Source organism: uncultured Porphyromonas sp. (assembly GCF_934359325.1).
Lineage (GTDB): Bacteria > Bacteroidota > Bacteroidia > Bacteroidales > Porphyromonadaceae > Porphyromonas_A.
This window is the reverse complement of the sequence record NZ_CAKRLH010000117.1, coordinates 1-5,011: the sequence shown is the minus strand read 5'-3', so window position 1 is coordinate 5,011 and position 5,011 is coordinate 1. Positions and strand designations below refer to the sequence as shown.

2 protein-coding genes and 1 pseudogene are annotated in these 5,011 nt (G+C 55.2%); all 3 read right to left on the bottom strand.

Annotation, left to right across the window (positions count from 1 at the left end; translation table 11 throughout):
* A partial coding sequence (gene uvrA, locus Q0F21_RS05230) for an excinuclease ABC subunit UvrA (protein ID WP_297238044.1) occupies positions 1-2,591 on the bottom strand: 2,591 nt, incomplete at its 3' end.
* A 21-nt stretch (positions 2,592-2,612) separates the two neighbouring features.
* On the bottom strand, positions 2,613-3,557 hold the full coding sequence (queG, locus tag Q0F21_RS05225) for a tRNA epoxyqueuosine(34) reductase QueG (RefSeq protein WP_297238042.1): 945 nt from the start codon (positions 3,555-3,557) through the stop codon (positions 2,613-2,615).
* Positions 3,554-5,011: pseudogene (locus Q0F21_RS05220) on the bottom strand (DUF2723 domain-containing protein); the annotation flags it as partial. The gene queG and the pseudogene Q0F21_RS05220, both read right to left, overlap by 4 nt.

Here is a 5,011-nt window from a genome sequence, read left to right as displayed (position 1 = left end):
AAGTAGATCGTATTGCCGGTGTCGCGCCTATTTAGTTCGCTCGCCAGTTTGATCCTCTGACACTCGCCTCCGGAGAGAGTCGATGAGGACTGACCAAGCTTTATATAGCCGAGCCCCACGTCCTTTAGCACCTTGATCTTACTTCGGATGCGACTCTGCCCTTCGAAGAAGTCCACCGCCTGATTCACCGTCATCTCCAGCACATCGGAGATGGACTGCCCCTTGTATCGTACCTCCAGCGTCTCTCTATTGTATCGTTTTCCTCGGCATACCTCACATGGTACGTAGACATCGGGGAGGAAGTGCATCTCGATCCGGCGGTAACCATTCCCCTTGCATGCCTCGCAACGACCCCCCTTGACATTGAAGGAGAAGCGGCCCGGCTTGTACCCTCTGATCTTTGCCTCCGGCATCTCTGTGAAGAGGTTTCGTATGTCGGTGAAGACTCCTGTGTAGGTAGCGGGGTTGCTCCTCGGAGTACGTCCGATGGGTGACTGATCCACCTGGACAACTTTGTCTACTAGATCGATGCCCTCGATTTGGTCATACTCCAGTGGCTCAGCCAGTGACTTGTAGAGATGCTTGGAGAGGGCAGGGTAGAGGGTGTCATTGACATAGGTACTCTTGCCGGAGCCGCTCACTCCGGTTACCAGCGTCAGCGTACCCAGGGGAATGGAGAAGGGCTCGCCCTGCAGATTGTTTCCCTTAGCTCCCAGCAGCGTGAGACTCTTGCCCGAACCGCACCGCCGTATCTTCGGGATCTCAATGTCCTTCTCCCTCCTCAGGTACTGAGCTGTCAGCGTATCAGACTGCATCAGCTCCTTCGGCGTGCCACTAAAGACGATATGCCCTCCCTTGCGTCCCGCTCCGGGACCGATATCGATGATGTAGTCTGCCTGCTCCATGATCTCTCGGTCATGCTCTACAACCAGGATCGTATTGCCCTGGTTGCGAAGAGACTTGAGGGATCGTATCAGTCGGTCGTTATCCCTCTGATGAAGACCTATAGAGGGCTCATCGAGGATATAGAGGACATTCACCAATCGGCTCCCCAGCTGTGTAGCCAGTCGAATCCGCTGCATCTCACCTCCGGAGAGAGTGGCAGTGGTTCGGTCTAAGGAAATGTAGGTCAGCCCTACCTCCACTAAGAATGAGAGACGACTCTCTATCTCCTTGCAGATCTCGGTAGCGACGACACGTCTCTGCCGGTCGATCTTTGCCGGTACGGACTTGATCTCCTCCAGCAGATCAGGGATCGGCATCGACGACATCTCAGTGATGTCCTTGCCATTGATCTTAAAGGCAAGAGCCTCCTTGCGCAGTCGCTTACCGTGACACCGAGGACAGGGGACGTAGGTGCTAAATTGCTCCGCCCACTTCTTTGTTTTTGCGTTATAGTCCCCCTCGGTCATTTTCTCGAGTATGGAGACGATGCCGTCATACTCGGTCAGCCTCTGTCGCACACCGGTCTTGGTGTGATAGAAGAGTGGATAGTCGACACCATTCAGCACGTCATCGATCAACTCCTCCGGATAGTCCTCAATGGGGGTGTCTAGATCCAGATCGTGATGCTTAAGGATCGCATCCAACTGAGCAAAGAGGAGCCCCCGCTTGTACTTCCCGATCGGTGCCACCCCTCCCTGTCTCATGCTGAGCTTTGGGTCCGGGATCACCTTAGAGAGATCTGGTGCGGTGACCACGCCGAGCCCCTTACACTTTGGACAACTTCCCTGTGGAGAATTGAAAGAAAACGTATTAGGGTCCGGATCCGGTAGCGACTCCCCCGCTTCCTCGTCCATCAGATTACGGCTATAGTAGGAGGGCTTAAGACCATCCTCCTGCATATCCTGTACGAGGATGATCCCCTTTCCGATCCGGAGTGCCGTCCTGACGCTCTCCTTGATTCGGTCAATCTGCTTGGACACCACCTTCAGCTTATCGATCAGGATCTCTATCGAGTGGTTTTTATACCTCGACAGGGCAAGACCGGGCTTCAGATTAGTCAGCTCCCCATCGATCCGAGCGGAGACATACCCCTTCCGTCGGTAGCTCTCGAGCAACTCACGATAGTGTCCCTTACGGCTTCGCACGACTGGAGCGTAGAGGTAGACCTTACGGTCGGTGTAAGTCTCTAGGATCCGGTCGATGATCTGATCCTCTGAGTAGTGTATCAGCTCCTTACCTGTCCTAAGCGAGTAAGCGGTCGCGCATCGGGCGTAGAGCAGACGGAGGAAGTCGTAGACCTCCGTCGTTGTCCCTACGGTACTGCGAGGATTTTTATTGGTAGTCTTCTGCTCGATGGAGATGACCGGCGACAGACCGGTGATCTCATCGACATCTGGTCGCTCTAGATCACCGATATAGCCTCTGGCATAGGAGGAGAAGGTCTCCAGATATCGCCGATTACCCTCTGCGTAGATCGTATCAAAGGCGAGGGATGACTTACCACTTCCACTCAGCCCGGTAACCACAGTGAGAGAATTGCGCGGAATGGTCACGGAGATGTCACGGAGATTGTGCTCCCTTGCCCCCTGAACCACGATCCGACCTTTCTCTACAGCCTTGCTCTCTATTTTGCTCTTATCTTTCATAGATATAATGGGCAAAGGTACTCAATTATCGGCGTCGTGGGGAGGATTATTCTCAAGCCAGAGTCGGCAGTTACGCGTCATCCATTTATAATTTGCTCGTCTGGCAGGGCTCTCCTGAAATATCCTGTGGTACTCGTCCAGCGACATCTCAGTGATATCCTCCCGGCTGAGGTCGAGGATCGTGTCGTAGGAGGGGAAGAGCTTCGTAGGCTTGGGTTGACGATTAAAGGGGCAGGCATCCTGGCAGCTGTCACATCCGAAGAGCCTATTCCCCATCCGTCGGGTCAGCTCAGGAGAGACCTCATCATGGTGCTCCACGGTGAGGTAGCTGATACAACGGCGGGCATCCATCCCTTCAGGAGAGAGTGCTCCCGTCGGGCAGGCGTCCAGGCAGCGATGACAGGAACCGCAGAGTGAGCGTCGAACCGGATGCTCCGACTCTAGCTCAAGCGTCGTCAGCATCTCCGCGAGAAAAAAGAAACTCCCCATGCCAGGGATAATCATGCACCGGTTCTTCCCGATAAAACCTATTCCTGCCTCGCTCGCCCAGTACCGCTCAAGGAAGGGTACACTACCGGAGATGCAGCGGAAGGAGTGGGGTGCCACCCGCTCATTGATCCCCTCGCCGAGACGGACAAGCGCTTCGGTCAGCACATCGTGATAGTCCGGACCATAAGCGTACTTAGCTACCTGCGGAGCCTCCTTGGGTTGCTGTCTCACCGGATAATACGAGGCTGCCACCACTATCACCGATCGGGCACCTGGGAGGATCTTGTCAATGGGATTCTTCCTGACCTCCACGTTCTTGGACATATAGCCCATGCCCGCTGCCTTACCCTCTTCGAGCCAATGGTCGAGATAAGCCTGGTGCTCGTCCGACACCTCCCCGAGGTGCGCAAAGCCAATGGCATCAAAGCCATACTCCCTTGCTGCCTCACGAATAAGTGACCGCAGGTCCTGAGTCATTGCTGGGTTGCCCCGGAGAGCTGGTTGTAGATCTGCAGGTAAGCCTTGCTGTAATAGTCGCAGTCTTTACCATATTTCGCCTCCAGACCGCTGCCATGGGCGCGATTGAGACGCATAAGCTCCTCTGCGACGATGATCTCCCGCTCTATCTCAGGCATACAGGTAATGAAGTCCCGGTCGCTGAGACGGAAGTACCAGTCCAGATCCCTCAGGCTCCGATCCAGCATCAGCGAGGTGATCTCCTCTGCATCACCGGTCATCCCGGCATCGTAGAAGGCTCCCACAAGGGGAAGCGAAGAGGCTCCGTGCGGCACCACCTCGTCGAGGATGGCGGTCTTGGACCGCTCCAGAACCTCTCGCGCTCGGATCGAGTCACCACGGGCTACAAGACCTTTTGCCAGGGGTGCAAAGATCATACTACGATAGGTCTCCAGCATACGGCGAGCATTCTCGTCCATGTAGGTCCCTGAGCGATCGGCTCCCGCCCACCGGAAGCGCTCCATCACGTTGGTATACATCCGCTCCACATCGACCTCGCTCGAGGTCCCCTTTGTCCGGATCGGGAGTACCTGATAGGCCATGCCGGTCTGACGGAAGTAAGGCGTCAGACCCATGCGATTGGACTCGCCGACCGTGATGCAGAAGTAGATCGGTCGCTTCCACTTATTAGCCTCAATCATATCGTAGGAGACCAGCTCCTCCTTGCCGAGGTAACTCTTTCCTGAGAAGTCATACAGTGTCACCGGCTCCTTGATATAGGCTGTATCACTTGGGTAAAGCACACCTCTCTGGATCAGATCAGTGGGATCATAGGATAGGGCGACCTTTGTACTAGGGAGGTAGTCCACCTTCTGCACAATGCCGGGGATATCCTTAGTGGAGGGATCGTCGGAGCCGATGAAGTCAAGCGCATGTCTCAGCTCCAGCGTGTCCTTCATCACCGGCACTACGTAAGCAATGCCTCGTTTATCACCCCCATACTCCTTCAGACCCCAGGTGATGGGCATTGGAGCCGCCTCGTAGGTCTGCTTCTTCATCTGCTCTATGTACCAGTCCGCCTGCAGGTAAGAGGAGTTGCAGACCTTCAGGTCAGTCCGTACTCCCTCCACTTCCTGCGCATACCAGAGGGGGAAGGTATCGTTGTCCCCATTGCAGTAGATGATTCCATTCGGCTCGCAACTATTGAGGTAGTTATTTCCCGTGTCGGCTGCGAGGCGACGTCCCGAGCGATCGTGATCGTCCCAGTTTTGCCAGGCGACTAAGGTCGGTACCAGGAGACAGAGGGCTGTTAGACCGAGAGCCAAACCGCTCTTCTTCCTACTTCTCTCCCCGGTGATGAGGTCATAGAGACCGAAGACACCACACCCGATCCAGATACTAAAGGCGTAGAAAGACCCCGCATAGGAGTAGTCTCGCTCGCGCACCTGATAGGGCGTCTGATTGACATACAGCAC